The sequence below is a fragment of the Streptococcus minor DSM 17118 genome, assembly GCF_000377005.1.
Classification (GTDB): domain Bacteria; phylum Bacillota; class Bacilli; order Lactobacillales; family Streptococcaceae; genus Streptococcus; species Streptococcus minor.
Window position 1 is genome coordinate 1 of the sequence record NZ_AQYB01000026.1, and the last position, 23,347, is coordinate 23,347.

Consider the following 23,347-nt stretch of genomic DNA (forward strand, 5'->3'; position numbering starts at 1 on the left):
TTGTCTAACCTGAACAATTAGATTATACTAGGAAAAATAAATGGAAGCTACAAGCCTTGTCTGCCACCAGCTTAGCTGGTGGTTTTCTTGTTTTCCTCTGCGAGAAAAACTGGCTGGAAGCCATAATAATTAATAAAGAGCCCTTAAGTGGCTCTTTATTGAGTATCGATTTTACTACCATTTTTAAATGTGAAAGTTAATTTAATATCAGGTGAGACCACTACTTTGTCTACCATGGTTTCCAAAGCAACTCATCAAATTCACCTAAAAGCTCACTTTGCTGATTAAGTGATTCCAAGAATATATGAAGCTCTTTTTGATGATGGCGTTCCTCCAATAGCTGCATTTCGATTGACTCAATTTCACCTACTAATATATCGTGACGTCCCACCAAGCTATTGTACTTTTTCTGATAGGTATCTTTATTCTGTGGCATTACCGCATTCTCTTTCACTAAGAGTGGAGACCATTTGAGTGACTAGCTCGACTTCGATTTCAAGTTCACTTAACCTTCGCTCAAGTTCAGAACTTTTCACAGTGTCAAGTAAAGTTTTTGTATAAGAAAAATAAAAAATGATATTTTTAAGAAATTCAATCGTTTGATCATAAAACCTTAAACTAATCAATCTTGCAAGAGAAATTCATCAGATTGTCTAACATTAATTAGCTCACTAAAATAATCAATACCTAACTGAGATACCCTTATCACTTACTCAAATAAGATATAATTTTTGACATTTAAACTGCAATATGTGAGAATTAGAACAAATGGAGGTTTATATGGCTGAAAAGATTAAAAATTGGGTTAATATTTGTGTCTTAAAAAACCAAGAAATCCTATTACTTAATAGACAACACGATGATTTTTCTGGTTGGATTCCTCCAGGAGGAAAAGTTGAATTTCCTGAAAGTTTCTTCGAGGCTGCTTTACGGGAACTTAAAGAAGAAACTGGACTAACTGCTCTAAATCTTGAATTAAAAGGAATTTCGGGTTTCACAAACCCTATTGGTAATGAGAGATTTGTCTTCTATGACTTTTTATGTACGAAATTTACTGGTAAATTAATTCCGTCAGATGAAGGGAAGCCAAAATGGTGGAATATAGAGGACATCAGCAAGATACCAATGCAAGAAGAGATAAAAAAAAGACTACCTCTTTACTTAAGAAAAGGTAGTTTTGAAAGCATTTCCTATTGGGATCACAATAGGAAATGTATTAGTGAAAATAAAACTATTTTATTTGACTAAGATTCACTGTATAATCTACTCAAACACATAAAATTAAGATTTTCATCTTCAAATAATTTAGCAAAATGTATCAAGCGTGATTAATTATCTAAATTTTAATAACTACCTAATCTCTCTTTTCAAATAATTCTATTCATATTCCGCTAAAAGCCCTGACCACAAGTTCTGAACTGTGGTTTTCTTATTTTTACACCAAAAAATTCACCAGTATTTTCGCAATCCCGACATAATACTTTTATATTTTTCCACTTCTGAACGATTCAACATCTTTCAATAAAGTCACAAACATTTTTACACTACTTTCCAGTAAGAATAATTTTAATCTTAGAAATTATAGACATTGTAACTATTGATAAAAACATGAACAGACAATATAAATTATATTTATTTTACTGTATTATCAACATATTTTTTTAATAAGTGTATCAATTACTAAACTCTTACTTCCATCGACCATCTTGGTGATACTATAAATAAAAAAGCTAGGGTCTGTACTGACCCCCAAAAGTTAGATTTTTCCTGTCTAACTTTTGGGGTGCAGTTCATCCTTCATCCCAGCTTATTTTAATTTTAATGTGGATAAATGTAAGAAACAGGACCCATGCCTTCATTGGGATTGAACCAGCCACGGTGGTTGTCAATCCATTGTCGTCCATTATAGTTGGCTTCCAAAACTTGGATTTGACCCAGCTCATTGATACCTGTAACATAAGCAACGTGGCCAAATTCACCAACAGTCCAGACTGCAATCGAACCAATTGCTGGAGTCACTCCAACTGCAAAGCCATCGCGTGCTGCATTGACTGCCCAAGTGGAAGCATTGCCCCACCAATCACCTGCCCAACCAGTTAATTTTTGAACAGCCCAAGTACATTGGCCAACTGGGTAGTTAATACCTGGTTCATAATCATAGCCTTCTAGGTAATACGAAGATGGTGCTACTGCTGGGGTTGCTGGAGTTGCTGAGCCTGTCACTTGCAAGATTTGGCCCGGTACAATCAAATCATAAATATTGAGTCCATTATTCTGTGCTAACTGATTAAAGTCCATACCATATACTGCTGCGATAGAAGAAAAAGAATCTCCCTCTTTTACAGTATAGCTACTACCAGTGTTGACTGGGGTTGCATCTGGACTAGCAACTGGTGCTGGAGCTTCATAACCAGGAATAGTCAGTGTCTGCCCTGGCACGATCAAATCATAAATACCCAAACCATTGGCTGTAGCTAGAGCATAGGGGTCAACTCCATATTTCTGAGCAATTAAAAAAAAGGAATCGCCATTTTGAACAGTATAAGCTGTATCAGCAGATACAGTCTGGCTAACGAAAAGGCCTCCTGCTAAAGCAAGGGTCAACAAAGATACTTTACCTAAAACTTTTTTCATTTCTATTCTCCATGTTTTTGATACTCCTATACTAACAAAGAATTACTTCAAAAAAATCACAGCAGAATTAAAAAAGAATGTTTTTTATTACAAGCATTTATCAATTTTCAGGTTTTTATGACAAATTTGTATCGAAAATCTCGATAGAAAAAATCCTGAGAATATTTATCTCAGGACTGGTGGAGATTCATTTAATCAGCTAGATAATCGCCTAATTTGGCAAAGGTCTTGCCATTACGGATTGTTACTAGTTTGTAAAAAGGCTCTTTCAGTAAGTGCTTGTGGTAGGCTGTCTTAAGGTACTCTTTTTCCTCATGCTTGCCCCAATACACTCCCAACTGACCAAAGTGCACGACTTCATCTCTCAAGGGCAGAGCTAAAATGCGTCTTTGTACATCTGCCTTATCTACCTGGTCCGTGTAAAAAAGAACATCCTTTCGGGCTAAATTCTCATCCCACCAAGCAGGCAAGTCGGCAAAATCAGACTCATAGTCTGCTTTATTAAACAAGGAAAAAGAACGAATAAAGGGATAGTGTTGAACAAAAAGTTGGCTGATGTTGTCATGAATTTGCTGGTAACTAGCTTCAGTTTCAAAGAAGAGATTGCCACTATTGATATAGGTTTCCACCTGCTCATAACCTAGTTGGCGGACTAAATCCCGAAGTTCACTCATGACTACTTTATTTTTTCCACCGACATTGATACCTCGAAGAAGTACTGCATATTTCATATTTTCTCCTAAAGATGTTTCTTGATGATCTCTCTTAATTCCCTGCGCTTGGCTATCCAAAGCGGGCGGTCATCATAGAGATAGGTCCGATTGGTCAGAAAAATAGCTGCCTTTTGGGCCTTTCGGTTAACCATGATAAAGGGGCCAGTATAGCCAGTGTGGTCCAGCCAGTCCCCATCATCTATGTTCCAGACAACAGACCTTGGCTTAGAAAGACTAATATTCTGAGTTAAATTTGCTGCAAAATCATCCTCCAAATAATGGTGGAGGAATATTTTTAAATCCGTTAAATCCGAAAACAATCCTGCAGAACCCGTATGAACTCCTAGTATCCTAGCCTTTGGATCATGGACAACACCTGCTAGTTCTCCCTGAACAGTTGGCACTGCCTCTTTTACAGGACCAAAACTAGTACGTCTCATCTGCCAGGGCTCAAATACTTCTTGCTTGAAAATCTGATCCAATGATTGGCCGTAGATTTCTTCCAACATAAAACCCAGTAGAATCAAGTTGATGTCCGTATAATGAAAATCTTTCTGATTCGTTACCCTAATCCGGTTAATGGCCTCCCGCAAGCCAACTTCATCCAGCTCATCTCGATGGGGGATGTAGGGGTCAATGCCGGAGGTATGGGTGACCAGTTGACGAATGGTCAGTGTCTCATCTGCAACAGCAGAGTAGTAGCTTTTAAGGGGGGCATCCAGTTCAAGCTTTCCAGCCTGCAGGAGCAAAATCAGAACTGTTCCAACCCCGACTACCTTGGAAACTGAGGCCAAATCATAAAGAAGACCAGCACGGGTGGGCTGGTCTTCGTGGGTCTGACCGAAATAGCTATCCTGCCAAATCCCATCAACATAGAGCGAGAGGCTGGCTCCCGGATAAAGATTATCTGCTATTTGCTCTTGAATTTTTTCAAAGATGGCATCTCTCATTTTTCAAACCAAAGTTCAATCTTGCTAGGATCACTTGTCTGAAGAAAGCGTCCTTTCTTATCCTTAAAATATGGATTCACTAGTTTAGATTCCAATTCTGCCCAGTCTAAACTATCGGACACCTGAATACGGAAGCTATCCAAATCCCATGTCGTATCTGCTGCAACCAAAAGATCTGGGCCTTGGGCTTCTTGGAAGACCAGTGTCCCTTGTTGAGACCAGATTGTTTGATAAAAGTTTCGACTGTCTACTGGATTTGGAGTATTGATGAGAATCTGACTGACAGAAAAATGGGTTAACCCCTTAAAATTAGGTAGTTCCATAAAATCAACAGGCGATGAAAGTTCCTGAAGGTTCTCAACCGAATCCTCACTATGAAGTAGAAAGACATAGCCCTCTGGTAGGATTGTTTCAAAAGCTAGACCATTTTTCCCTCGATAAAGTTTACTAAAGCTTGTACCTCTTGCTAGGAGAGCTTCTATCTCGGCTGGAATTTCTACTTTTAAACTCAACTTGGCCAGCTTCTTGGGTCCTTCGACAGCTCTTGTGCGCATACTAGGAGACTCAATCAAGACCAGTTTGGCTTTTTTATCAGTTGAATGACCAGCAAATTCTGCAAAAGAGGCTTCTTCTAACACCGTTTTCAAACCCAATTGCTCCTCAAGAAAAATCTGGTTAACAGTACGGTTATTCACTCGCAAGCATGGAACAATTACTTTTTCTATTTCTAACATGTCATACTCCTAAAATCAGTTCTCTTCTATTCTAATGGAAAATAAGAAATTTGACAAACGTTTGTGTGGGTTTTTGAAAACAAAATCAGTATTTAAAAATTCCCTGCCTTGTCATCACAGTTTTCCTTTCTTGTAACAGAAACCTTTAGGGTAGATACCACGAGGATAGAAGTGTATTTTAGGGGATTTAGGTATAATATATAAAAAACAGAGCCTATAATAGGCTCTGCTTCTTTGTGTTCGTTTAAAGGATTAGCAATCGGAAAGATTGGAGTGAAAAACCGACTAAGACCAGTCCATCTAAAGACCAGTGAAAAGCGATTGACCTGTCAACAATAAGTTGACACAGTGAGAGCATTGGAAACTTCCCACTATTTTCGTTGCTATCAAGCACTTTCTAACACTGTCACACAAAGTATGTAAGGAGATACCGAAATTAAAGAGGGTGGATTGTCACACCTTGAACGACACGGTTAACTGTACCAGTTGGTGATGGTGTATCTGGGAGATTTTTGCACTTAATGGCCGCTAAGATGGCAAATGTTTGGGCAAAGAGGATATAAGGGAAGGTCAAGAAAACATCCGGTAAGTCCTGGCCTCCATCCGCTAGAACAAAAGTTGGTGCCTGAGTCTGGTCAATCGGACTTGCAGAAAGTGCCACTATCCGACGAGCAATACCATCTCCCTGAACCTCATTGAGCAAATCTACATCATATAGTTTAGTATAGGCATCATTAGAGGTAAACTCGATAACAACTGTCTCTTCATTGATGAAAGATTTTGGTCCATGTCGGAAGCCAACTGGTGTTTCGTACATCGTCGCAATCTTACCAGCTGTTAACTCTAAAATTTTCAGCTGGGCCTCATGAGCCACTCCATAGAAACCACCTGCACCTAAATAAATGACACGCTCAAAATCCAGTTCGACAAGCTCTTGGATAACATCCTCCCGATCCAAAACATCTTGGCCTAGACGGATAATGGCATCCAAATACTGAGACTTTTCTTCCTCGGAAATCGTAGAAAATACAAGAAGAGCGGTCAAGGACATACAAGTATAGCTACCCGTCATAGCAAAGCCCTTATCATTTGAACCTGCTGGCTGTAATAGCAAGAGATTCTGCTCATCTCCCTGGGCAGCTTGGGCTAGTTTACCCTCTGCCGCACAAGTAATGGTCACCTGATAAAGATTGTTGACCCATTTTTTAGCATGTGCTACTGCGGCTAAGCTCTCTGGGGAATTCCCACTACGCGCAAAAGATACCAAAATAGTTGGGATATCCGCCTGTAAATAATCTTGCGGGCGTGTCACCAACTCAATAGAGCCCACAGATGAAAAACGAATTTTCTTCAAGTCATTGACCTGATTGAGGTAGTTCGCGATACTCTGTCCGACAAATTCTGAAGTTCCCGCTCCAGTAAAAATGACATGTACATCATCATGTTTGTCGTGAATACCTGCTAAGAAAGTCTTGATTTGATCAAGCTTCGCTACATACAGGTCATAGGCTTCACGCCAGAGAACAGGTTGTTGATAAATCTCAGGTGCTGTGATAATGGCACCTAAGGCCTCCAATTCTTCTTTTGGCAAATGGAACATAGAATCCTCCTTTTCAAGTGGTTATAACCAGTTTTCTTTTATTATACCCTTTTGTTTTCTTATCGTCAAGATAAAAATAGATTAATATATTAAAATTTTCCTACAAAATAAAAAACCGAGGCGGACTCTAAGCCATTCTGCTTCTTCAGTTTCCTATCAGCTTAAGTGAGGTTTGTAAACGCCAATAACAGTTCGTATAAAAAAGCCTGCTTGACTTGCAAACAGGCTAGTTACTCAAATTAAGAATGTTTTTTACCCAACAGATGCCAGATATAACCTAGGATAAAACCGATACCAGCCAATGGTAGCCAGGCCATGGCATACGCTCCCAGAGGCAGTGTTTTTGAAAAGAATGTTTCAACTCCTTCTGGCAAAGTGAAAGCACCAGTCATAGCAGAGAAAGTGGACAAAGCATCATAAAGAGCTGCTAGAGCTGTAAAAGCAACAGTCACTTGATACACTCGCTTATCTCCTGCAAAAAGTTGGTGGGTCAATGACAAGAAAATGATGACAACAGTCAAAGGATACAGGAGATAAAGGACAGGGACCGACCATTTAATAATCTCCGAAAGACCGATAAAATATAGACTGAGAGCAATGAGGGTAAAAATCGTTGCCCATGCCACATAGGATAGACGAGGCCAAATCTTATGAAAGTATTCGGCACAGGCACTGATCAAGCCTGTTGAAGTCGTTAGACAAGCTAGAAAGACAATAGCAGCCAACACTGCTCGACCCAAACTACCCAGATAATGAAGAGAAGCTTGACTGAGAACGTGACCCCCATCAATAGCTTGCCCCTTCATCAAGAACATTTTCCCATCAAAATCAAAGAGACTTTGCGAAGTAGCACCAATACGAGCAACAAAGATATAAATCACGGCCAATAGCACCACTGCTACAACTCCCGATAAAACTGTCACCTTAGCAATATCACGATTTTCCTTAACACCGAATCCTTTGACAGCATGGATAACCACGATAGAAAAAGCTAGAGAAGCAAGGGCATCCATGGTTCCATAACCTTGAATCAAACCAGCCACCAGTGGAGAATCTGCAAAGGCTGAGCTAATACCCTGACCAGCATTGTGGGCCAAACCAAAGCCACCTGCAGGATTGATAAAGGAGGTAATGACTAGTAGAGCTAAAACCAACAGAAGAGCTGGAGTGATGTATTTACCGATACGACTAACCATCTTACTAGGCTTAATCGCCAACCAGTAGGAAAGACCAAAATAGACTGCAGCATAAAGAGCTTTAACCAAGAAGGATGAGCCAAAAATAGGTTCAATCCCAATAGAATAGGAGGTCGCTCCAGTACGAGGAATGGCAAAGAAAGGACCGATGGACAAGTAAAGAGCAATGGAGAAAAACAGGGCAAAATGTTTGGAGATGGGACGAGCCAAACTTTCTGCATCCTCCGTTCCCGTGTAGGCAATAGCCACAACTCCCAAAAGAGGTAGGGTCACTGCTGTCAGGCAAAACCCAAGAATAGACAGCCAAAATTGCTGTCCAGAATAAAGCCCCAAAAAGGCAGGATAAATGAGATTCCCAGCCCCAAAAAAGAGAGCAAAAAGCATCAGACCGATGGCGCCATATCGCACCAATATTGATTGTTTCATAATATCTCCTATTTCTATCTCATAATCATAAAGACAATAAAAAAATTGTATCAAAAACGCGAATAATTTGCAATGTTAAAACATTCTGTAAGTGTAGACAATTTTATTTTTAGGAAAGGCATGTTACAATAAAGGAGTAAATACAATAAAACAATCAAAGGAGAAATATCTTATGATGAATATGCAAGACTTGTTCCACGATTTTTTAAGTCTTGCAACCATCAGAAACGTTGATTTAAAGCCTTTATAAATTCACTAAATTAAACTAGAATCACTCGAATTTATATCAATAAGACAAAAAATAGACAATAGCAGTATCTGAGTTGTACCAAAAAAGCTTCCTTTTAAAGAGAAGCTTTTTACTTTTTTCATTTTGATTTAATCATCAAAAAAGAAGTACAGTGTAATTATTTAGAAATTTTTATATGCATATTTCATACCCAATTCTTGATAGATATAGTATCTCAAAACTTCTTGAAGAAGCAACTTAGTTTCATACATCTCATGAATATCTGTTATCATTTCTGGATATTTATCTTTTGAATCGCCATGAGTATAATAATTGCGCGTTTGAGTCAATTTTGTTATCAATAATTCCTTATCATTATTCGAAAAAATTTTAGTTTGATTAAACTCATCTATTGACTCAAATAAATTTTTTAAACGTTCCGAAAGACTAGGTTCTTTTTTATTAAATTTTAATCTATTCCTAAACTTCCTTCTAACCTCTACTAAAATATGTGTATTTATATAATCAAGCAACGATTGTTTTTCTTTTTCTTCTATATCAGATAAACATTGTGCAATTTTAAAATTCTTAAAATTTCTAGAATAGACTTCTAGATTCCTAATAGCATCAACTAGCTGGTCTTCTAAGTATAAATCACCATGAAGATTTTTTGAAAATTGACCTACTATAAATTCAGGTTCCTCAGATTTATTAAACCAATGATTTAAAATCCGTTCAAAGTCATCTTCTAGTTTCCTCAAAGAAATATCTTGCTGAGAATGTCCCCATTTTTTAGACTTTCTAGCATGTTGAACAAAGTATTTCCCCTTTATAATTGGCAAACGCTTATCTTTTAACATTTTATAATCAACTAGAAACTCAATATTAGTAAAAGATAATGGGATATTTGACAATATCTCAATAAATTCTTTAAATTTACGTGAAGCTTGATAGAATTCATCAAAACATCTTATACTTGAGTCAGCTGACGTAAGTTTAATAAAATAATCACTTGTAAATGACGTAGTCGTAAACGAGGAATGTAGTATTGCCATATCTTCAAAGTTCATCTCAAGTGATTCTATTAATACTTTTGTTGGTTGATATTCATTTACTGCACTCTCAAAAATAGTTTGCTTCTCTCCATGCTTAATGGTCACTAATGATTTTTCAATCCATTCTTCAATATGTTCAAAACTAAATTTATAATCTTTAATTTCTTGAGATTCCAGCTTGTTAATTAAGGCTTTAAAAGATTCTGAACCTCCATCAAAATCATCAATTGCATTATAAAATACGTTATATATTTTAAAATTTTTTACGCGATATTTGGTGATAGGAAATCCAGGGTAAGTAGAGGTCCCGCTTGGCTCTCCATAAGTATTTAAAATTAAGATATTACCATTGCTAGAATACCCATATACCTTTTCTAAATTCTTACCAAAACCGAATGAAATACCTGTTTCCTCTTCAAATGCACCAAATAATTCTAGTACGATTTCTCTCGGCGAATAATGTAAAACACCACTTAGGTTATTATTAGTAGTAGCAATATCATCAGAACGTTCTGAAAAATATCCCTTTATTTCAAATTCTTTATCCCAAGTATAATCTTTAAACTTCATTTTATCCTTTCTAACTATTATTCAAAAAAACTTCATATTTTTCTAAAATATTTCTATGTATAATATCTTTTATTTATCTAAGATCAGCTTCCAATTTTCATTATCTGAATTATCAATCATAATTTTTTTACGATGACTTAACAATTCGTCGCTCACAAAATATTGTCCTAATCGTTCTACAAACCCACATTTCTGACAAGTATAAAGATAATCTTCTCTTATTTCATTCACTACAGCCATATTGAATTCAAATTGATTACCACACTCATCACAGTTCATACTAAGATAGTCACTGCTAAATATTAAATCAAAAATGCTCTCTAATTCTTTATTATCATCCTCTGATAATGCTAATATTATCTTCAAATTTCTGATATATCGGTTAAACTCTGATGTTTCCTCATCTATATCTACATATTTTTCAAAAATAGCAACAATAACCTCCACCAAATATAGTAGAATATATGGGATTTTCTTATAGTACAAATCCCAAAAGTCATCCCAAATTTTATCATCTGCAAAAATAAAATTAAGATTCTTCTTCTCCGTTGGATAATTTTTATTTCTAGTCACCAAATGAATTGATTTATCAAACGCACTAGTCAAACTATTTTCAGCCCTTCTATTGTATATTACATCATACAACAATTCTGGATTAAGTAATTCTTGACTAAAATCCAATGAACTATTTCTAGATTGAACTAATACCTTCGCTTTTGAGAATAAATCAATAACAAAATCTTTCTTTCCTCTTAAATCACTGACATCATATTCTCCAGAATCTCCATACTGTACTTTTTCTAAGAATTCACGTGGCTGAACTAACATCCAGCTTAAATAAAACAAATTATCTTGAAATGGTTTTCTAGCAAGTGAAAATGCAACAGTAACCTTACCACGTTCTATACAGCTCAATGATTCAAACAGATAGTAATTCAAATCTCTCAAAATTGAAAAAAATATATGTGGAATAAATACTCTTTCAGAAATCTCTAAGTCTCTTTGTCTCTCTAGCTCATCAAGAAAGTCAACTTTATTATCTATCTTATTGGTAAATTTAAAAGATAAATTTGCCAATTTATATTTATCAGCCTTAACCAATATATCAACTAAAATGTCATACAAATAAAGCATCAATTGATGACGTTTTATATACTTGGCTGGTAATAATTCCGAGATATATGATTCGACCAATATTTTTCCCTCATTTCTTTTTACTACTTACTATTATACTTCAAAAGTAATCAATGTTTATTATTAAAGGCAATAAAATATTCTACCTCCCTTTTCTTTCGTTCTTCATCGCTCCTCCATCTTTTCCAGACCCTTAAAAAATGCTATAATAGACCTGTTGTGAGACAATATTTTAAATACGAGGAGATAAGACACTTATGATGAATATGCAAAACATGATGAAACAGGCACAGAAACTACAAAAGCAAATGGAAAAAGCGCAAGCAGATTTGGCAGTTAAGAGCTTCATGGGGGCTTCTGCTCAGGATTTGGTGACTGCCACTTTCACTGGCGATAAGAAGTTGGTTCGTATCGAGTTCAAGCCTGAGGTGGTGGACGTAGATGATGTTGAAACGTTACAAGACATGACCATCCAAGCGGTTAACCAAGCTTTAGAAAAAATTGATGCAGCCAGTCAGCAATCGCTAGGTGCTTTTGCAGGTAAATTACCTTTTTAGATAACTAGCTAAAAAGTTTGAGAGATAGCGATTGACAAAAATAGTGTCTTCTCCATAATGTTCGTCAATCTGCTAGACATCTTTACAACTCTCCTGTTTTCTAAAAGTGGCCAACGAGAACCAACAATGACAACTCCAGAAGCGGTAAGCGAAAATTTGGTTGATTTTACAAAATTTTCTGATATAATTGAATTATCTGAAAATTCTACCAAAGGAGCACGCTATGACAAAACACATTCATTGGGATGGAAAACTCTCCCAAGAAGGCCTTGATACGATAAAAAAAGAAGGTGGGGTCATTGTCTGCCCAACCAAGGTCGGCTACATCATCATGACAGCAGACAAGGCTGGCTTGGAACGCAAGTTTGATGCTAAAGAACGCAAACGCAACAAACCAGGTGTTGTGCTTTGTGGTAGCATGGAAGAATTACGGGAATTGGCACAACTGACACCAGAAATTGATGCCTTTTACCAGAAGCATTGGGATGAAGACATTCTTTTAGGTTGTATCTTACCTTGGAAACCTGAATCTTACGCTAAATTACAGGCCTATGGCGATGGGCGCGAGGAGTTGATGACTGATGCCCGTGGTACTTCTTGCTTCGTCATTAAGTTCGGTGTGGCTGGTGAGCAAATTGCCAAGGAAATGTGGGAACAGGAGGGTCGCATGGTCTATGCTTCCTCTGCCAACCCATCTGGTAAAGGAAACCGCGGTAAGGTGGAAGGAATCGGGGAGCGCATCGAGTCCAAGGTAGATTTGGTTATCGAAGCGGACGACTACGTAGCGTCTATCCAACCTGACAAAACTGTTGAAACACGCTATGAGCAAGGGGTTATGGTCTCCATGGTCGATGTGGATGGCAAGCTGATTCCAGAACAGGGAGCTAACAGCCGCTCCATCGAACCATGTCCTGTTATTATCCGCAAGGGTCTGGACATCGACAAAATCATGATGCACCTGTCCGACCACTTCAACTCTTGGAACTACCGCCAAGGGGAGTATTATTAAGAAATGAAAAGCCCGAGTTTGAAAAAACTTGGGTTTTGGTATAAATTTATATGACAAAAGTATATTTTCTAGGTGGCCTAGGCAGCAATCAATATCACTCTCAAGATCTGCTAAACGCCCTATCTTTCCCAGTCATCTTCCTTGATTTGCCAGGACATGGAGCTACAAGAAACACCATCATAGAAAATAAGGAAGACTTGATAACATGGTTTTCTAACAGTGTCAATCTAGAGAATCCAATCATCCTAATTGGGCATTCTTTTGGTGCAAGTCTTGCAGCCTTTTTAGCAAGTAGCATAAAAAACGTTCAACAAGTCATTCTACTAGATGGTGCCTATATAGATATCCATCAACTTGGTTCTTTAGAAGATGAATTACGCGAAACATCTCACTTTTTGGAAAAAACGACTTATCCGACCATTGAATCTACTATACAGAAAGAAAAGGAATCTTCTTCATTTTGGTCAGAAAATCTTGAGCAGGCTGTCAAGGAAAGCCTAGTATTCAAAAATGGTCGTTATTCTTTAAATCTAAATACAGAAGCTATCCGGTCATTGGTGACTCTTCATCGTCAGATTGTCCCCACCCTCCAGTCTCTATCCTGTCCTTGCTTGCTCATCCCCCAAACCAAAGATATCCCCAACTGGAAAAAACAAATGTTAGAAAGAGTTCCTGATTCTGTTCAGATTGAACTAATACCAGATTGCGGTCATAGTCCTCACACAGAAAAACCCGAGCTTGTCGCTCAGGTTATTTCAACATTTCTTAGCTCCAATCCAGATTTGGTCCAACTGGCACCACACCTGTTGGATTGATGGTTTTGTGACTACCGTAGTAATGCTTTTTGATATGGTCAAAGTTGACAGTCTCTGTAATTCCTGGCATTTTGTAGATACGTTTGGTATACGCCCACAGATTTGGATAATCAACCAAGGCCTTGATATTGCACTTGAAATGACCAAAATAGACAGAGTCAAAACGAACTAGAGTGGTGAAGAGACGGATGTCTGCTTCAGTCAAACGATTACCCACTAGGTAGTCTTGACCAATCAAACGCTCTTCCATCTGATCCAGGGCTTCAAAGAGCTTATTTACCTCTTCTTCATAGACTTCTTGCTTGGTAGAAAAACCAGCCTTGTAGACTCCATTATTGATGCGGTGGTAGACAAAATCATTGACGCTGTCAATTTCCTCTAGCCATTCCGCTGGTACATAATCTCCCGGTTTTGCTCCGATACCATCAAAAGCTGAGTTGAACATGCGGATAATCTCTGAAGATTCATTGTTCACAATGGTCTTCGTTTTTTTATCAAACAATACCGGAACAGTGACGCGACCTGTATAATCTGGTTGGACAGCAGTGTATACTTCATGCAAGTAGCGGGCCTGGAAAATAGGATCCGCAACGACACCCTCACCCTCTTCAAAGGTCCAGCCGTTTTCTAGCATCAAAGGATGAACGACAGAAACAGAAATCATGTCTTCCAACCCTTTGAGAGCGCGCATGATGAGAGTCCGACTAGCCCAAGGACAGGCCAGAGACACATAAAGATGGTAACGCCCTGCCTCTGCTTTAAAACCAGCTTGACCAGTTGGACCAGCAGATCCATCCGCTGTTATCCAATTACGAAATTGGGCTTGAGTTCGCACAAAGCGACCACCTGTTTTCTTGGTGTCATACCATTGATCAACCCATTTTCCTTCTACTAATAAACCCATAAGATTCCTCCTTTATTTTTGATTATTTTATCACTAATTATTGATTTTTACAAGAATAATAACTTGGGTTTCCCCAAGTTTATTTTCCAAACAATCTGGCAAAGAAGCCTTTGTTTTGTGTCGATTCGACTTCGGCCTTGGCCTGATCCAGTTCCAACTTCAGCGTTTCCTTATCGGCCATAGCCTTGAGCGTGAGTTGTTGTTGCTGATCCAACTGCTTGTCCTTCTCAGAAATCTGTACATCCTTCACGCGCAACTGTTCATCCTTCTCAGCCAGCTGCTTGTCCTTGGCCTTGAGTTGGTCGTAGAGACGAAGGATTTCGGCATTCTTTTCATCAACCAGAATCTCCATCAGTTCGCGCTGTTTGACTTCCTCACTAACAGGCTCATCCTCAAAAATAGTGGTCTTGTAAATCTCTTCCAGTTTTACCAAGCCAGCACGATTGACAACTGTTACACCCTTTTCATTTTTTTCAACAAATTCTTCCGGAAGAGCCTTGACACGATTGTTCATGGCCTGTCGGCTGACACCTAAAATCTCAGCAAGTTCGCTGACTGTTTTCTCAATTCCCATAATATCCTCAATCGCTTGATTTTCTTAACGTTTTCTATCATTAAAATCTTACCACAACCACCTACCCCTGTCAAATTTATGGTAAAATGAGAGCATGAAAACATATGATACGATTATTATTGGAGCGGGGCCGGCTGGGATGATGGCAGCCATTTCTTCCGCTTTTTATGGACAGAAGACTTTGATTGTAGAAAAAAACCGTCGTCTAGGTAAAAAACTGGCTGGTACAGGGGGAGGTCGGTGCAATGTAACCAACAATGGCAACCTAGAAGACTTGTTGGAGGGGATTCCTGGCAATGGACGCTTTCTTTATAGCGTCTTTTCACAGTTTGATAACCACGATATTATGCGCTTTTTTGAGGACAATGGGGTCAAACTCAAAGTGGAAGATCATGGCCGGGTTTTCCCCACAACTGATCGCTCACAGACCATCATCAAAGCTTTAGAAATGAAGATGCTAGAACTAGGTGTGGACATTCGTACAGATACCGAGGTAGTTTCTGTCAAGAAAAACCAAGATCTTTTCCATATCAAAACGACCAATAGCGACTTCCATAGCGGAAAACTCATCGTCACCACCGGTGGCAAATCCTATCCATCTACTGGCTCCACAGGATTTGGCCATGAGATTGCTCGCCATTTTAAAATGCAGGTGACTGATTTGGAAGCAGCTGAAAGCCCCATTTTGACAGATTTTCCGCACAAGGCTCTACAAGGTATTTCCTTAGATGATGTGACCCTGAGCTATGGCAAACATGTCATTACTCACGACCTACTCTTTACCCATTTTGGTCTGTCAGGCCCTGCTGCCTTACGTTTGTCCAGCTTTGTATCAGGTGGAGAGGTGGCAGAATTGGACTTCTTACCTCAAATATCTATAGAAGAGTTGGAACGTTACCTTGTGCAACAGCGAGAAAAATCCATCAAAAACGCCCTCAAGACCTTAGTACCTGAACGAGTGGCAGAATTTTTGTCCAGTGATTTTCCTGAAAAGGTCAAACACTTGTCTCCCAGTCAAAATAAGATCCTCATGGACAAACTCAAAAGATTCCCTATTCAAATTACTGGGAAGATGTCTCTAGCTAGATCCTTTGTAACCAAGGGCGGAGTTGACTTAAAAGAAATCAATCCTAAAACGCTTGAGAGTAAGAAAGTATCTGGACTACACTTTGCAGGTGAGGTCTTAGATATCAACGCTCATACAGGTGGTTTTAACATCACCTACTGCCTCTGTACAGGCTGGGTAGCGGGAATGGTACATTATTAAAAAATAGTTCGAACCAAATCGGCATGTTGGACAGTCACATTGATAGTGCAACAAATATCCTTCCATTCATAGCAAGCAAAAAACCCGAGGGACACCTCGGGTTTCCTTTATTTCTGTTTCCAACTAACTGAATGGGCGCTTTTCTCCAGTTCTTTGTAGTTAATGAAGGACTACATACAAGAATGGTATTATATTTTAGCTGACTTCTAATAGTTCAAAAATAAATGTCGTTGAAATATAGGTAAATAAAGAAAAAACTTGAATTTACCCACATTTTTTTGTACCATAGTTTTAATACAAAATAATTAAGGGGTTGACTATGAAATTATCTATTGATTCTATTTCAAAAAAATTTGACCAGAATAGTATTCTAGAAAATGCTTCGTTCACCTTTGAAAAAGGAAAAATTTACGGGCTTCTAGGGCGAAATGGTGCTGGTAAAACAACTTTCTTTAACTGTGTAGCTCGAAATCTGAAGCTAGATGGTGGGAAGATTCAACTGGTGGAAAACGGCCAACCCAGAAATTATGATAATACTGAAATCGGCTTTACCCAGACCCATCCTCAGCTCCCCATCTTTATGACAGCCTATGAATTTGTTCGTTTTTACATGGATATTCACAAAGACCAAATCAAGATTTCCCGTACTCCACAAGAATGGCTGAGTCTAGTTGGTATCAGTCAAAAAGACCAGCATCGCCTGCTCAAAGATTTCTCCCATGGAATGCAAAACAAGGTTCAGATACTTCTTTCTCTAGTGGTCCAACCTCCTGTCCTGCTCTTAGATGAACCTCTGACTTCCTTCGACCCAGTTGCAGCTTTGGAATTTAAAAACTTGATTCGTGAGGCTAAAAAAGATTCCATTATCATCTTTTCGACTCATGTTCTCCAGCTGGCCCAAGACCTTTGTGATGAAGTTGTCTTACTTCATCACAAGCATTTGCAGACCATTCCAGCTGAAAAACTACACGATGCTGACTTTGAGCAAGAAATCGTTGTTCTTTTGAGTGAAGATTAGGAGGTTCAACTTGAAAGATTTATTCCGCTACGCCTGGTTCCAAGAACTCCATGACAATTATAAATCAGTCAATAGTTTTTTTTACTACCTTCGAAAGATTCCTTTCCTAGGCAACTACATTCCTGACACCATTTATAAATCCTACGGCTTTAAAAGTGTGCTTTTCTGGTTGTTTGGCATAACTAAACTACCTTTTCGTTTCGTTGCTAAGTTCTTCTGGCTAGCCTGTTATATCTTCCTTGGAAATGCTGGTATAAACTTGGTTCATGGCAACATGGAGTTCTGGACTTTGCACAAACAGGCATTTCTACTTGGATTTCTGATGTGGGTCGCTATCGTAGGCATCATCATTCATGGTGGCAAGGCTATGGAAAGGAACATCGCCAAACCAGAGCGAGACTTCGTGCAGAATTTCGGTCTATCTTGGACCATCTATTTGCAAAAACAGGTCTTGATACAGCCTTTTCTAACTAACATTTTTTACATTCCCGCTCTGATTACACTCAGTTTTATGGCTGGAAATATCTGGTACTTCTTGGTTGGTCTAACTACCATCATCAGCTGGGACCTAGCTGGTTCCGCTTTGCAACGCGCTTCATACCAGATAGGAAAAAAACTTCGCATTGTTATCAGCTTCCTCTGGGCCTCTTCCATACTAGCCCTCATTCTAGTCCTGATTTATTTTTACCGCCACTTGAACAGTTATTATCTGGTAGTTCTCTTTTTCTTGCAAATTCTGATTCTTAGCCTAGCCTATCATTCCGTGATGCACTTCAAGGATATGGACGGCTTGATTGCTTATTTCATGGAAGAATCTACAAATCTGGATCAGAAAGTTTTTGATTTGACCCGTGGCAATGAGTATACCCGTCAAGGCTTAGACATGCAGAAAAAATTAACTCTGAAAAATGATAAGGACCTGACCCATCTGACTGGTATGACCTATATTAACGCCCTCCTTTTTCAACGCTATCGCAGCATCTTGTTCCGTAAATTTATGTGGAGAATGGGATGGATTTTGCTGATTTGGGCTGGAGGGCAACTAATGATGAGCTATGCCGGAATACAACTTAGAAATAAGGAATTGCTAGCTATCATGCCTTATCTTTTCATGGCTATGTATGCCTTATCGCTAGGGCGTACCATTGCACAGCTAGTCTTTGTCAACTGCGATATTTCCATGTTGCATTATCCCTTCTATCGACAGGGGAAAAATATCCTAGCCGGCTTTAATTACCGCTGGTTTCAATCCTTCAAGTACAATATTTGTTTTGCTATTGGAATCTTCTTGCTCCTTTTAGGGTGGGGGCGACTGAGCTTCTCACCGAGCATTATTGCTTTACTGGGTCTATTACTTTTCAGCTTGACAGCTTTACTTTCTTTTCATGATCTTTTCATCTATTATCTCCTTCAACCCTTTACAAAGGACATGGAAGTTACCAATCCAATTTACAAAATACTAAGTCATGGTCTGTACTGGGTAGCTTATCTCAATATGCAATTTGACGACCTCAACAGTATACTTTATGTCTACATCGTTTCAGTCTTACTTTTACTTTATGTTGGCATCGGCTATCTGATTCTCCTAAAAATCGCTCCCAAAACCTTTGTTTTAAAACAGTAAAAACCAGCATAAGCTGGTTTTTTTAGTTTATTTTTCTCTAGGAAAAATGACGGTCATAGCAGTCCCTTGGTTAACTTGGCTATCCACTTGGATGGTTGCTCCATGGCATTTGAGGGCATGTTTGACAATAGAGAGACCTAGACCTGTTTCACCTACTTTTTTAGAGCGACTTTTATCTAAGAGGAGCTACTCCTGACTGGCTTGTTCTTTTTGCTGATGAACCATTCGTCTCAACATTGGTTTTATCCAATAAACCTAGCTAAGCCTACAAAAGCAAATGTAGATAGAATGGATATTTTCTTCATGATAAACTCCTCATTTTTTATGAATTACAGACTTTATTATAGACAGCTATTATCAAATCTATTACCTGATTTTTGTAAAGTTTTTGTAAAAACCATACAAAAAGACTACTTCATAGCAGTCCAATTTGTTTTCTAAAATAAATACCTCAAAAAAGCGACACAAAGGACACCAGCTAGTACCGCCAGCATGACATTTCTTGTTTTTCCAAGAACAAGAAATGTTGGAAAAACCGCAACCAGCTCAATCCACTGAACCTGAGGCCAACGACCAATTTGACCAGGAAAGACACTGGATAAAATCAATGAAAAAATAATGGTGATAGGCAGGTAGCCCAAGAATTGAACCACCTTGTCAGGTAACTCCCCCATCCGCACCAAACCATAAGGCAAGACACGTGGTAGCCAAGTAACCAAGGCGGAAACTAAAATAGCTCCTAAAATATACTGATTAATCATCCAATACTACCCCCGCTAAACACCCTAAAAGAGTGGCTACTAAGACTGCCAAAGAAGTTGAGATTATCCGAGATGAGCCTATGTAGGTTACCAGAACAACCAGCAAAATCCTAAACAATTTACCAAAGGCTATCCTCTGCAACATCCCCTGCAGCTGACTGGCAAAAATTGCCACAAACATAGCAATAAGAGCAAAATCAACACCAAAAGCATGAGGATTAGGAATCAGGCCTCCCACCAAGGACCCCATCACCGATGCCAAAAACCACATCACATAACCAGCAAAGTTATTACCATGCATCCAGGTTAGCGAAATATCCTGATGATGGATACGCTCACCCAACATCACGCCATAACTTTCATCTGTCATAAAAGAGCCAATCAACACCTGCTCACCCAGACTAGCCTTGGAAAAAACAGTTGACACATGGAGATTCATGAGAAAATGGCGCAAATTGATTAAAAAAATAGTCAAAGCGATTGAGGACAGGGGTGCCTGAGATAAAACCAAAGCACAGAGAGCAAACTGTCCCGAACCAGAGTAGACCAGTAAACTCATAAGACCTGTTTCAAGCGGTGTGATGCCAGATTTCGCTGCTACAATTCCAAAGGCCAAGCCAATGGATAGATATCCAAAAATGGTCGGAGTAGCCGCACGTACTCCAGCCAAAAATCCTTTTTCCGACATAATCTCCCTCTCATAAACTTCAAAATATTCCCACATTATACCATAAAAATTAGCCAGAAACACAAACTATTCGTAACAAAACCTAAGCCAAAAATCGTCTACCCCAGCCATATCTGTTTATCAAATAACATGGACTGTTCCCGTATAACAACAGAAGAAATAAATAAAGCTCTTGACATGAATCAAGAACTTTATTCCCATTATTACATCCCTTCAAAGGACAGACTTGGTTTAGCATTGAGATCTAACTTGGCAAAATGGCCTTTTTCATATTCAATAGCAGCAGCTAAGGCAATCATACCGGCGTTGTCCCCACAGAGGCGCAAGGGTGGAATAATCACCTCTACATCTTGAATATCTTGGCTCAAACGCTCTCGAAGTCCTTGATTGGCAGCTACACCACCCGCCACGACCAAGCTTTTTACAGAATAGGAAGATAAGGCCTTCTTGGTTTTAGCCATAAGAATATCCATCACCGCCGCTTGGAAAGAAGCACAGAGATCTTCTAGAATCAAATCTTCACCCTTTTGCTGGGCATTATGATGTAGATTAATAAAAGCCGACTTTAGCCCAGAAAAGGAAAACTCAAGATTATCTTCCTTTATCATAGCTCTCGGAAAATGATAGGTATCCTGTCCTTTATGAGCCAGTTGGTCAATTTCACGACCAGCCGGATAGGACAAGCCCATGACGCGACCAACCTTATCATAGGCTTCTCCGACTGCATCATCACGGGTTTCTCCTATGATTTTGTAATCCCCAGGCTGCTGGACATAGACTAGCTCAGTATGTCCTCCAGATACCAACAAAGCCAACAAGGGGTAGGTTAATTCTTTCACCTCACGCGCTGCCATCAGGTGACCTGCCATATGGTTGACAGGAATCAAGGGCAAACCATGGACCCAGGCAAAGGCTTTGGCCGCAGCCATGCCCACCAAGAGAGCACCCACCAAACCAGGTCCATAGGTCACAGCCACTGCATCTAAGTCACTAGCTTCAATCGCTGCCTCTTGCAAGGCATCTTCTATACACAGTGTAATGACTTCAACATGATGACGACTAGCCACTTCGGGTACAACTCCGCCAAAGCGTTTGTGACTCTCCACCTGGCTAGCAATGATATTACTCAACAACTCTGTATCATTTTTCAAAATAGCCACACTTGTCTCATCACAGGATGACTCAATGGCCAAAATATATCTATTTTTCATTTTTTCACTCATTCTAAAGCGCTTTTTCTAACCATTAAAATGGCATCTTCAGCAGGGTTTTGGTAATAATTTTTACGTTTCCCAACCTGCACAAAACCATACTTTGCATAGAGGGCACGTGCTACTTCATTGCTTGCTCGAACCTCTAAAAATATACTTTCTCGTCTATCTGACAACTGCGCCATCAGCTGGTCCCCTAGCCCACGACCTTGGTAAGCTTTTTTGATAGCAATTTGGGTGATTTCTAGCTCACCAACTAGGTTCTGAATAGCTAAAAAACCTATTAAATCCTGATGATCATGGAGATAGAAATACTCCGTATTAACTTGATTCAAGTCAGCCTCAATTTGCTCCAAACTCCACGGAGAAACACCATAGACATCAGATAAAACTGTTAAAATTTCTTGAGAACGTTCCATACTAAACTCGCTTGATGTAGTCTTCCTCATCCTCTGGTAGGTTATTTTTCAACCAGTTTTCCTCAGCTTCCACCCGCTTGAGATAGTGAGGTACAAAAGCATCCACGGGTGTAGCTGGCAAATTCTGACCTAGTTTCCCAATCTCAAAAGCAGATGGCAAGGTCTCCACTATACTAGCCTGTGGCAGATACGCTTCAATCTGACTCCGAAAGTGAGCTACCTCTCCCACAAAAGTCACATGATTGACCGAAGCCACTCTTTCCAAAACTTCTCCAAAATCTAGATGCGCATCTTCCATAACTGCTTGTCCTTTTTCGTAGAAACCAGCATAAACATGATTGCGTCGTGCATCCATAATTGGCACCACCAAGCCAGAAAGAGAGTGACCTGCAGTCAAAGCATATAGACTAGAGACCCCAACTAATTCTATCTTTAAGGCATAGGCTAACGTTTTAGCTGTAGCTACTGCCACCCTCAAACCAGTATAAGAACCCGGCCCCTGAGCTACCACAATTCGGTCCAAGTCAGTCGGCTTCCATCCCACTGATTCCACCAGAAAATCAACGGCTGGCATGAGGCTAATACTATGGTTTTTTTTAATATTCAAAGTCACCTCTGCCACTAAGCTACCTTCATCCAAAAGCGCCACCGCTAAGGCCTGACTAGAGGTATCCATTGCTAAAATCTTCATTTGATATTTCCTTCATCAGTACTTTTCCCCTATTGTAAGCTATCTTGGGCTTTTTTTCAAATCAAGGCTTTCAAGTTCCTTATAAAAATGAAAAAAATATGAAAATTCCTGTTTTTTACATTTTCACCAGCATTTTCCCTTCACCAAATAAGGATTTTATGGTATAATAACCTTAATTGCAACGTTTCATAGAAAACATGGTAAAAGAAGGGCAGACCTAAGTATTGGCTGCCTCTTTGCCAATACAACTCCAGAAAACTGCATAAGAAAAAACAAATAGAAGTCCTATTTGTAGCTTTTTCATAATTGACTATTTCAAAACAGAAAGGAAAACAATGATTTACAAAGTATTTTACCAAGAAACCAAAGACCAATCTCCACGTCGCGAGCAAACAAAAGCCTTGTACCTGGAAATAGACGCAGCTTCCGAATTGGAAGGACGTATCCAAGCACGCCAACTAGTAGAAAAACACACCAATTACAATATCGAATTTATCGAACTGTTATCAGATAACCACCTCGAGTATGAGAAAACTCATGCTGACTTTACATTAACGGAGTTCTAATT

At 39.0% G+C, this 23,347-nt stretch carries 24 protein-coding genes and 1 pseudogene; 8 read left to right on the top strand and 17 right to left on the bottom strand.

Going from position 1 to position 23,347, the window contains the following annotated elements:
• Positions 1-229: 229 nt before the first annotated feature.
• Positions 230-436 carry a hypothetical protein gene (locus F602_RS0102120; RefSeq protein WP_018166312.1) on the bottom strand — a complete coding sequence of 69 codons (207 nt, stop codon included), beginning with the start codon at positions 434-436 and terminating at the stop codon, positions 230-232.
• 344 nt (positions 437-780) lie between these two features.
• Here F602_RS0102120 and F602_RS0102125 point away from each other — a divergent pair, with 344 nt between their 5' ends.
• A complete protein-coding gene (locus F602_RS0102125; protein WP_018166313.1) occupies positions 781-1,248 on the top strand; it encodes an 8-oxo-dGTP diphosphatase in 468 nt (155 codons plus the stop codon).
• Positions 1,249-1,818: 570 nt separating this feature from the next.
• On the opposite strand, the gene F602_RS0102130 is transcribed toward F602_RS0102125, so the two are convergent.
• The 8 genes from F602_RS0102130 to F602_RS0102165 all read right to left on the bottom strand — a co-directional run bounded on the left by F602_RS0102130 (position 1,819) and on the right by F602_RS0102165 (position 11,301).
• The gene (locus F602_RS0102130) at positions 1,819-2,634 is read right to left on the bottom strand and encodes a LysM peptidoglycan-binding domain-containing protein (protein ID WP_018166314.1); all 816 of its coding nucleotides are present in this window, start codon (positions 2,632-2,634) and stop codon (positions 1,819-1,821) included.
• 191 nt (positions 2,635-2,825) lie between these two features.
• The gene (locus tag F602_RS0102135; protein ID WP_018166315.1) at positions 2,826-3,365 is read right to left on the bottom strand and encodes a DUF1697 domain-containing protein; all 540 of its coding nucleotides are present in this window, start codon (positions 3,363-3,365) and stop codon (positions 2,826-2,828) included.
• Between the two features lie 8 nt (positions 3,366-3,373).
• Positions 3,374-4,297, bottom strand: coding sequence for a serine hydrolase domain-containing protein (locus F602_RS0102140; RefSeq protein WP_018166316.1), 924 nt, complete (start codon positions 4,295-4,297; stop codon positions 3,374-3,376).
• Positions 4,294-5,031, bottom strand: a complete 738-nt coding sequence (locus F602_RS0102145) for a CppA N-terminal domain-containing protein (RefSeq protein WP_018166317.1) — start codon at positions 5,029-5,031, stop codon at positions 4,294-4,296. The genes F602_RS0102140 and F602_RS0102145 overlap by 4 nt, the downstream gene beginning before the upstream one ends.
• 436 nt (positions 5,032-5,467) lie before the next feature.
• Positions 5,468-6,631, bottom strand: a complete 1,164-nt coding sequence (locus F602_RS0102150) for an SIS domain-containing protein (protein ID WP_018166318.1) — start codon at positions 6,629-6,631, stop codon at positions 5,468-5,470.
• A 239-nt stretch (positions 6,632-6,870) separates the two neighbouring features.
• The gene (brnQ, locus tag F602_RS0102155) at positions 6,871-8,253 is read right to left on the bottom strand and encodes a branched-chain amino acid transport system II carrier protein (protein WP_018166319.1); all 1,383 of its coding nucleotides are present in this window, start codon (positions 8,251-8,253) and stop codon (positions 6,871-6,873) included.
• 411 nt (positions 8,254-8,664) lie between these two features.
• Positions 8,665-10,107, bottom strand: coding sequence for a HEPN domain-containing protein (locus F602_RS0102160; RefSeq protein ID WP_018166320.1), 1,443 nt, complete (start codon positions 10,105-10,107; stop codon positions 8,665-8,667).
• A gap of 69 nt (positions 10,108-10,176) precedes the next feature.
• The gene (locus tag F602_RS0102165; protein WP_018166321.1) at positions 10,177-11,301 is read right to left on the bottom strand and encodes a hypothetical protein; all 1,125 of its coding nucleotides are present in this window, start codon (positions 11,299-11,301) and stop codon (positions 10,177-10,179) included.
• A gap of 197 nt (positions 11,302-11,498) precedes the next feature.
• Between F602_RS0102165 and F602_RS0102170 the strand changes: the two genes are divergently transcribed.
• From F602_RS0102170 to F602_RS10255, 3 genes are all read left to right on the top strand, one after another.
• Entirely contained in the window at positions 11,499-11,798 is a 300-nt protein-coding gene (locus tag F602_RS0102170) for a YbaB/EbfC family nucleoid-associated protein (RefSeq protein WP_018166322.1), read from the top strand.
• Between the two features lie 223 nt (positions 11,799-12,021).
• The gene (locus F602_RS0102175) at positions 12,022-12,807 is read left to right on the top strand and encodes an L-threonylcarbamoyladenylate synthase (RefSeq protein WP_018166323.1); all 786 of its coding nucleotides are present in this window, start codon (positions 12,022-12,024) and stop codon (positions 12,805-12,807) included.
• 50 nt (positions 12,808-12,857) lie between these two features.
• The gene (locus F602_RS10255) at positions 12,858-13,622 is read left to right on the top strand and encodes an alpha/beta fold hydrolase (protein WP_018166324.1); all 765 of its coding nucleotides are present in this window, start codon (positions 12,858-12,860) and stop codon (positions 13,620-13,622) included.
• Here the strand turns inward: F602_RS10255 and F602_RS0102185 are convergent.
• The gene (locus F602_RS0102185; protein ID WP_018166325.1) at positions 13,573-14,526 is read right to left on the bottom strand and encodes a glutathione S-transferase family protein; all 954 of its coding nucleotides are present in this window, start codon (positions 14,524-14,526) and stop codon (positions 13,573-13,575) included. The genes F602_RS10255 and F602_RS0102185 overlap by 50 nt on opposite strands.
• 79 nt (positions 14,527-14,605) lie before the next feature.
• The gene (locus tag F602_RS0102190; RefSeq protein WP_018166326.1) at positions 14,606-15,100 is read right to left on the bottom strand and encodes a DUF536 domain-containing protein; all 495 of its coding nucleotides are present in this window, start codon (positions 15,098-15,100) and stop codon (positions 14,606-14,608) included.
• Between the two features lie 94 nt (positions 15,101-15,194).
• Here F602_RS0102190 and aao point away from each other — a divergent pair, with 94 nt between their 5' ends.
• From aao to F602_RS0102205, 3 genes are all read left to right on the top strand, one after another.
• On the top strand, positions 15,195-16,367 hold the full coding sequence (gene aao, locus F602_RS0102195) for an aminoacetone oxidase (RefSeq protein WP_018166327.1): 1,173 nt from the start codon (positions 15,195-15,197) through the stop codon (positions 16,365-16,367).
• Between the two features lie 319 nt (positions 16,368-16,686).
• Positions 16,687-17,385 carry an ABC transporter ATP-binding protein gene (locus tag F602_RS0102200; RefSeq protein ID WP_018166328.1) on the top strand — a complete coding sequence of 233 codons (699 nt, stop codon included), beginning with the start codon at positions 16,687-16,689 and terminating at the stop codon, positions 17,383-17,385.
• A 10-nt stretch (positions 17,386-17,395) separates the two neighbouring features.
• Complete coding sequence (locus tag F602_RS0102205) at positions 17,396-19,009, top strand: hypothetical protein (protein WP_018166329.1); 1,614 nt, start codon at positions 17,396-17,398, stop codon at positions 19,007-19,009.
• Positions 19,010-19,036: 27 nt separating this feature from the next.
• Here the strand turns inward: F602_RS0102205 and F602_RS10685 are convergent.
• The 6 genes and pseudogenes from F602_RS10685 to tsaB form a co-directional block, all read right to left on the bottom strand.
• Positions 19,037-19,189 (bottom strand): annotated as a pseudogene (locus tag F602_RS10685) (ATP-binding protein); the annotation flags it as partial.
• Between the two features lie 257 nt (positions 19,190-19,446).
• On the bottom strand, positions 19,447-19,770 hold the full coding sequence (locus F602_RS0102215) for an AzlD domain-containing protein (protein WP_018166331.1): 324 nt from the start codon (positions 19,768-19,770) through the stop codon (positions 19,447-19,449).
• Positions 19,763-20,458 (bottom strand): AzlC family ABC transporter permease, encoded by a 696-nt coding sequence (locus F602_RS0102220; RefSeq protein ID WP_018166332.1) that lies wholly within the window; start codon positions 20,456-20,458, stop codon positions 19,763-19,765. The genes F602_RS0102215 and F602_RS0102220 overlap by 8 nt, the downstream gene beginning before the upstream one ends.
• A gap of 203 nt (positions 20,459-20,661) precedes the next feature.
• Complete coding sequence (tsaD, locus tag F602_RS0102225; RefSeq protein ID WP_026183267.1) at positions 20,662-21,669, bottom strand: tRNA (adenosine(37)-N6)-threonylcarbamoyltransferase complex transferase subunit TsaD; 1,008 nt, start codon at positions 21,667-21,669, stop codon at positions 20,662-20,664.
• Between the two features lie 8 nt (positions 21,670-21,677).
• Entirely contained in the window at positions 21,678-22,088 is a 411-nt protein-coding gene (gene rimI, locus F602_RS0102230; protein ID WP_018166334.1) for a ribosomal protein S18-alanine N-acetyltransferase, read from the bottom strand.
• Position 22,089: 1 nt separating this feature from the next.
• The gene (gene tsaB, locus F602_RS0102235) at positions 22,090-22,779 is read right to left on the bottom strand and encodes a tRNA (adenosine(37)-N6)-threonylcarbamoyltransferase complex dimerization subunit type 1 TsaB (RefSeq protein ID WP_018166335.1); all 690 of its coding nucleotides are present in this window, start codon (positions 22,777-22,779) and stop codon (positions 22,090-22,092) included.
• A gap of 335 nt (positions 22,780-23,114) precedes the next feature.
• Between tsaB and F602_RS0102240 the strand changes: the two genes are divergently transcribed.
• Positions 23,115-23,345, top strand: coding sequence for a DNA-dependent RNA polymerase subunit epsilon (locus F602_RS0102240; RefSeq protein ID WP_018166336.1), 231 nt, complete (start codon positions 23,115-23,117; stop codon positions 23,343-23,345).
• The last annotated feature ends 2 nt before the right edge of the window (positions 23,346-23,347 follow it).

What these genes read in the sequence shown, in the direction of transcription:
- F602_RS0102175 (WP_018166323.1), top strand. Translation starts at nt 12,022, where the DNA reads ATGACAAAACACATTCATTGGGATGGAAAACTCTCCCAAGAAGGCCTT.
- F602_RS0102185 (WP_018166325.1), bottom strand. Translation starts at nt 14,526, where the DNA reads ATGGGTTTATTAGTAGAAGGAAAATGGGTTGATCAATGGTATGACACC.
- F602_RS0102145 (WP_018166317.1), bottom strand. Translation starts at nt 5,031, where the DNA reads ATGTTAGAAATAGAAAAAGTAATTGTTCCATGCTTGCGAGTGAATAAC.
- brnQ (WP_018166319.1), bottom strand. Translation starts at nt 8,253, where the DNA reads ATGAAACAATCAATATTGGTGCGATATGGCGCCATCGGTCTGATGCTT.
- F602_RS0102220 (WP_018166332.1), bottom strand. Translation starts at nt 20,458, where the DNA reads ATGTCGGAAAAAGGATTTTTGGCTGGAGTACGTGCGGCTACTCCGACC.
- F602_RS0102170 (WP_018166322.1), top strand. Translation starts at nt 11,499, where the DNA reads ATGATGAATATGCAAAACATGATGAAACAGGCACAGAAACTACAAAAG.
- F602_RS0102200 (WP_018166328.1), top strand. Translation starts at nt 16,687, where the DNA reads ATGAAATTATCTATTGATTCTATTTCAAAAAAATTTGACCAGAATAGT.
- F602_RS10255 (WP_018166324.1), top strand. Translation starts at nt 12,858, where the DNA reads ATGACAAAAGTATATTTTCTAGGTGGCCTAGGCAGCAATCAATATCAC.
- F602_RS0102240 (WP_018166336.1), top strand. Translation starts at nt 23,115, where the DNA reads ATGATTTACAAAGTATTTTACCAAGAAACCAAAGACCAATCTCCACGT.
- F602_RS0102125 (WP_018166313.1), top strand. Translation starts at nt 781, where the DNA reads ATGGCTGAAAAGATTAAAAATTGGGTTAATATTTGTGTCTTAAAAAAC.
- aao (WP_018166327.1), top strand. Translation starts at nt 15,195, where the DNA reads ATGAAAACATATGATACGATTATTATTGGAGCGGGGCCGGCTGGGATG.
- F602_RS0102190 (WP_018166326.1), bottom strand. Translation starts at nt 15,100, where the DNA reads ATGGGAATTGAGAAAACAGTCAGCGAACTTGCTGAGATTTTAGGTGTC.
- F602_RS0102140 (WP_018166316.1), bottom strand. Translation starts at nt 4,297, where the DNA reads ATGAGAGATGCCATCTTTGAAAAAATTCAAGAGCAAATAGCAGATAAT.
- tsaD (WP_026183267.1), bottom strand. Translation starts at nt 21,669, where the DNA reads ATGAAAAATAGATATATTTTGGCCATTGAGTCATCCTGTGATGAGACA.
- F602_RS0102120 (WP_018166312.1), bottom strand. Translation starts at nt 436, where the DNA reads ATGCCACAGAATAAAGATACCTATCAGAAAAAGTACAATAGCTTGGTG.
- F602_RS0102130 (WP_018166314.1), bottom strand. Translation starts at nt 2,634, where the DNA reads ATGAAAAAAGTTTTAGGTAAAGTATCTTTGTTGACCCTTGCTTTAGCA.
- F602_RS0102215 (WP_018166331.1), bottom strand. Translation starts at nt 19,770, where the DNA reads ATGATTAATCAGTATATTTTAGGAGCTATTTTAGTTTCCGCCTTGGTT.
- tsaB (WP_018166335.1), bottom strand. Translation starts at nt 22,779, where the DNA reads ATGAAGATTTTAGCAATGGATACCTCTAGTCAGGCCTTAGCGGTGGCG.
- rimI (WP_018166334.1), bottom strand. Translation starts at nt 22,088, where the DNA reads ATGGAACGTTCTCAAGAAATTTTAACAGTTTTATCTGATGTCTATGGT.
- F602_RS0102160 (WP_018166320.1), bottom strand. Translation starts at nt 10,107, where the DNA reads ATGAAGTTTAAAGATTATACTTGGGATAAAGAATTTGAAATAAAGGGA.
- F602_RS0102150 (WP_018166318.1), bottom strand. Translation starts at nt 6,631, where the DNA reads ATGTTCCATTTGCCAAAAGAAGAATTGGAGGCCTTAGGTGCCATTATC.
- F602_RS0102135 (WP_018166315.1), bottom strand. Translation starts at nt 3,365, where the DNA reads ATGAAATATGCAGTACTTCTTCGAGGTATCAATGTCGGTGGAAAAAAT.